1 protein-coding gene is annotated in these 4460 nt (G+C 74.9%); it reads left to right on the top strand.

What is annotated here, in order from left to right:
* Positions 1-4460, top strand: a 4460-nt coding sequence (locus tag A9X04_RS01885; RefSeq protein ID WP_156764178.1) for a type I polyketide synthase, incomplete at both ends; no start/stop codon positions are given.

The following is a 4460-nucleotide window of genomic DNA, read 5'->3' on the forward strand; positions in this document are numbered from 1 at the left end:
GAGCTGGAGGGCCGGCTGTCCGAACCGATCGCGGTGGTCGGCATGGCGTGCCGCTACGCGGGCGGGGTGGATTCGCCGGAAGCCCTGTGGCAGTTGGTCAATGAGGGCCGCGACACGGTGTCGGACTTCCCGGCGGATCGGGGCTGGGACGTCGAGGGGCTGTACGACCCGGATCCCGACGCGGCGGGCAAGATGTACACCCGGCAGGGCAGCTTCCTGCGCGACGCGGCGGACTTCGACGCCGGGTTCTTCGGTGTAGGGCCCAGCGAGGCGCTGGCGATGGATCCCCAGCAGCGGTTGATGCTCGAGATCTCGTGGGAGGCGTTGGAGCGGGCCGGGATTGACCCGCTGGGGTTGCGGGGCTCGGCGACCGGCGTGTTCGCCGGCGTCATCCACGCCGGTTACGGCGGCGAGGTGAAGGGCGAGCTGGAGGGCTACGGGCTGACCGGTTCGACCCTGAGCGTGGCGTCCGGGCGGGTGTCCTATGTGTTGGGGCTGGAAGGCCCCGCGGTGTCGATCGACACGGCGTGTTCGTCGTCGTTGGTGGCGATGCATCTGGCCGCGCAGTCGCTGCGCTCCGGGGAGTGCGACCTGGCGCTGGCCGGCGGTGTCACGGTGATGGCCACGCCCGCCGCGTTCGTCGAGTTCAGCCGCCAGCGGGCGCTGGCGCCGGACGGCCGGTGCAAGGTGTACGCCGGCGCCGCGGACGGGACGTCGTGGTCGGAGGGCGCGGGCGTCCTGGTGCTCGAGCGGCTGGCCGACGCGCGGCGGATGGGGCATCCGGTGCTCGCGGTGCTGGCGGGTTCGGCGGTGAACCAGGACGGCGCCTCCAACGGTCTGACCGCCCCCAACGGGCCGTCGCAGCAGCGGGTGATCCGGACCGCCCTGGCCAACGCCGGGCTGACCGCCGCGGACGTCGACGTGGTCGAAGGCCACGGCACGGGAACGGTGTTGGGTGACCCGATCGAGGCCCAGGCCCTCCTGGCCACCTACGGGCAGGACCGGCCGGCGGACCGGCCGCTGTGGTTGGGGTCGATCAAGTCCAACATCGGTCACACCTCGGCCGCGGCGGGGGTGGCCGGGGTGATCAAGATGGTGCAGGCCATGCGCCACGGGGTGATGCCCAAGACGCTGCATGTGGATGTGCCGTCGCCGCATGTGGATTGGCAGGCGGGCGCGGTGTCGCTGTTGACCGAGCCACGGCCGTGGCCGGCCCGCGACGGGCGCCGCCTGGCGGGGGTGTCGTCGTTCGGGATCAGCGGGACCAACGCCCACGTGCTCGTCGAGCAACCCCCCGCGGACTCCGAAGCCGTTGCGGCGCAGGGCGACCGGCCGGACACGGTGGTGGCGTGGGTGATCTCGGCCCGCTCGCCCGACGCGCTGGCGGCACAGGCCGCGCGGCTGTCGGCCCACCTGGACGCCGAGCCGGACCTGCACCCGGTGGACGTGGGCTGGTCGCTGGCCACCACCCGGGCGGTCCTGGACCACCGCGCGGTGCTGGTGGGCGGCGACCGCGACACCCTGCTGGCGGGGCTCGCGGGCGTGGCGTCGGGGGAGCCGGGCCGGGGGGTGGCGGTCGGGCGCACGCGCGCGGCCGGTAAGCGGGTGTTCGTGTTTCCCGGTCAGGGCTCGCAGCGGCTCGGGATGGGGCGGGACCTGCACCGGCGCTTCCCGGTGTTCGCCGAGGCGTTCGACGAGGCCGTGGCGGCGGTGGACGCCCACGCCCGGCTGCCGCTGCGCGACGTGATGTGGGGCGGTGACCCGGAGTTGTTGCAGAGCACGGAATTCGCCCAGCCGGCGCTGTTCGTGCTCGAGGTCGCCCTGGCGGCGCTGTGGCGGTCGTGGGGCGTGACGCCCGACGTGGTGATCGGCCACTCGGTGGGGGAGATCGCGGCGGCCTGCGTGGCCGGGGTGCTGTCGCTGCAGGACGCGGCGCGGGTGGTGACCGCCCGCGGCAGGCTGATGGCCGCGCTGCCGGACGGCGGGGTAATGGTGGCGGTGACCGCCGCCGAGGCCGACGTCGCGCCGCTGCTGAACGGCGGCGTGAGCATCGCGGCGGTCAACGGCCCGGACGCGGTGGTGCTGTCCGGTGACCGGGCCGCCGTGACGGTCGTGGCGGACCGGCTGGCCGAGCGCGGGAGGCGGGTGCGGCAGCTGGCGGTCTCGCACGCGTTCCACTCGTCGCTGATGGAGCCCATGATCGAGGAGTTCTCCGCGGTGGTGGCCGCGGTGTCGCCCAGCGCGCCGCGAATCGAGTTGGTATCCAACGTGACCGGGCGACTGGCCGGGCCCGGATACGGGTCCGCCGACTACTGGGTCGAGCACGTGCGCCGTCCGGTGCGGTTCGTCGACGGGGTGCGGTGCGCCGAATCGCTGGGCGGCGGCGCGTTCCTGGAGGTGGGTCCGGGCGCGGCGTTGACGGCCGCGGTGGAGCAGTCGCTGGCGGCCGAGCCGGCCGTGTCGGTGGTGTCGATGCCCAAGGACCGCCCCGAAGTCGACTCGCTGCTGCTGGCGGCCGGGCAGCTGTTCGCCTCCGCCGACGTCGACTGGGCCGCGGCGTTCGCCGGCCTGGCCGCCCGCCGGGTCGACCTGCCGACGTATGCCTTTCAGCGGCGCAGGTTTTGGTTGTCGAGGGAGTCGATGGGCGCCCGCGACACCGCCGGCCTGGGCCTGGCTGCGGCCGAGCATGCCCTGTTGGGCGCGGTGGTGGAGCGGCCCGATTCGGGCGGCGCGGTGTTGACGGGCCGGCTGTCGGCGGCGGCCCAGCCGTGGCTGGCCGATCACGCGGTGACCGGGACGGTGTTGTTCCCCGGCGCGGGGTTCGTCGAGCTGGCGCTGCGGGCCGGCGACGAGGTCGGCTGCCCGGTGATCGAGGAGCTGACGCTGTCGGCGCCGCTGCCGCTGCCGGGCGCCGGCGGGGTCCGCGTGCAGGTGGTGGTCGACGCCGCCGCCGAGAACGGATCCCGGGCCGTCGCGGTGTATTCCCAGGCCGGCGCGGAGTGGACGGTGCATGCGCAGGGCGTGCTGAGTGAGGGCGCGCCCGGACCGGGAACGGATCTGTCGGTGTGGCCGCCCATCGGCGCCGCGGAGGTCGACGTGACGGGCGCGTACGACGACCTGGCGGCGCGCGGCTACGGGTACGGTCCGGCCTTCCGCGGCCTGCGGAGGGTGTGGCGCCGGGGCGCCGAGACCTTCGCCGAGGTGGAGGCCCCGCAGCAGGCCGGTGTGACGGTGGGCGGCTTCGGGATTCATCCGGTGGTGTTGGACGCGGCGCTGCACGCGCTGGGGGTCGCCGACGAGCGGGGCCAGACCGTCCTGCCGTTCTCCTGGCAGGGGGTGTGCCTGTATGCGGCCGGGGCGTCGCGGGTCCGGGTGCGGCTGGCCCCGGCGGGCGAGGGTGCGGTCGCGGTCGACTTGGCCGACTCGTCGGGTGTGCCGGTGCTGTCGGTGGGCGAGCTGGTGACGCGTCCGGTCTCGGCCGCGCAGCTGTCGGCGGCCGTCGCGGCGCGATCCGGCGGCGGGGAACTGTTGGAGGCCGTGTGGTCCCCGATCACGTTGCCCGACAACACCGTCGGCGCGGAACCCGAGGTGTGGCGGCCGCCGGCGGGCGGCCCCGAGGTGGTCGGATCGGTGTACACCGCCACCCACGAGGCGCTGCGGGTGTTGCAGTCCCGGGGCGAGGGCGCCCCGCCGCTGGTGGTGCAGACCCGCGGCGCGGTGGCGCTGCCCGGCGAGGACGTGTCGGACCTGGCCGGCGCGGCGGTGTGGGGGCTGGTGCGGTCGGCGCAGGCCGAGCATCCGGGCCAGGTGGTGCTGGTCGACACCGACGGGTCGCTCGATCTCGCGTCCGTGATCGGTTGTGGGGAACCGCAATTGGTGGTCCGCGACGGCGTCGCCCACGGCGCCCGGCTGAAGCCGCTCAAGGCGCACCCCGTGTTGCGGTTGCCCGAGCCGCCGTCGGTGTGGCGGCTGGCGGCCGGCGACGCCGGCACGCTGGAGGACCTGGCGGTCGAGTCCGGCCCGCCGGCCGACCTGGCGGCCGGGCAGGTGCGGGTGGCGGTGGCGGCCGCCGGGGTGAACTTCCGCGACGTGTTGGTGGCCCTGGGCATGTACCCCGGCGCGGCGCAGCTGGGCGCCGAGGGTGCCGGGCTGGTGACTGAGATCGGACCCGGCATCACGGATCTGGCCGTCGGCGACCCGGTCACGGGAATCGTGGGCCTGACGGGGTCGGAGGCCGTCGTCGATCGGCGGCTGGTGACGCGGGTGCCACCGGGCTGGTCGTTCGCCGACGCCGCCGGCGTGCCGGTGGTGTTCCTCACGGCGTATTACGGGTTGTCGGTCCTGGGCGGGCTGCGGGGCGGCGAGCGGGTGCTGGTGCACGCGGGCGCACCGCACGTCGAAGGCCTTGACCGGCAACGGCTTCAGCACCCCGTCCGCGAACAACCGCATCAACTCGGCCA

The sequence above is a fragment of the Mycobacterium sp. E3247 genome, assembly GCF_001667785.1.
Taxonomy (GTDB): domain Bacteria; phylum Actinomycetota; class Actinomycetes; order Mycobacteriales; family Mycobacteriaceae; genus Mycobacterium.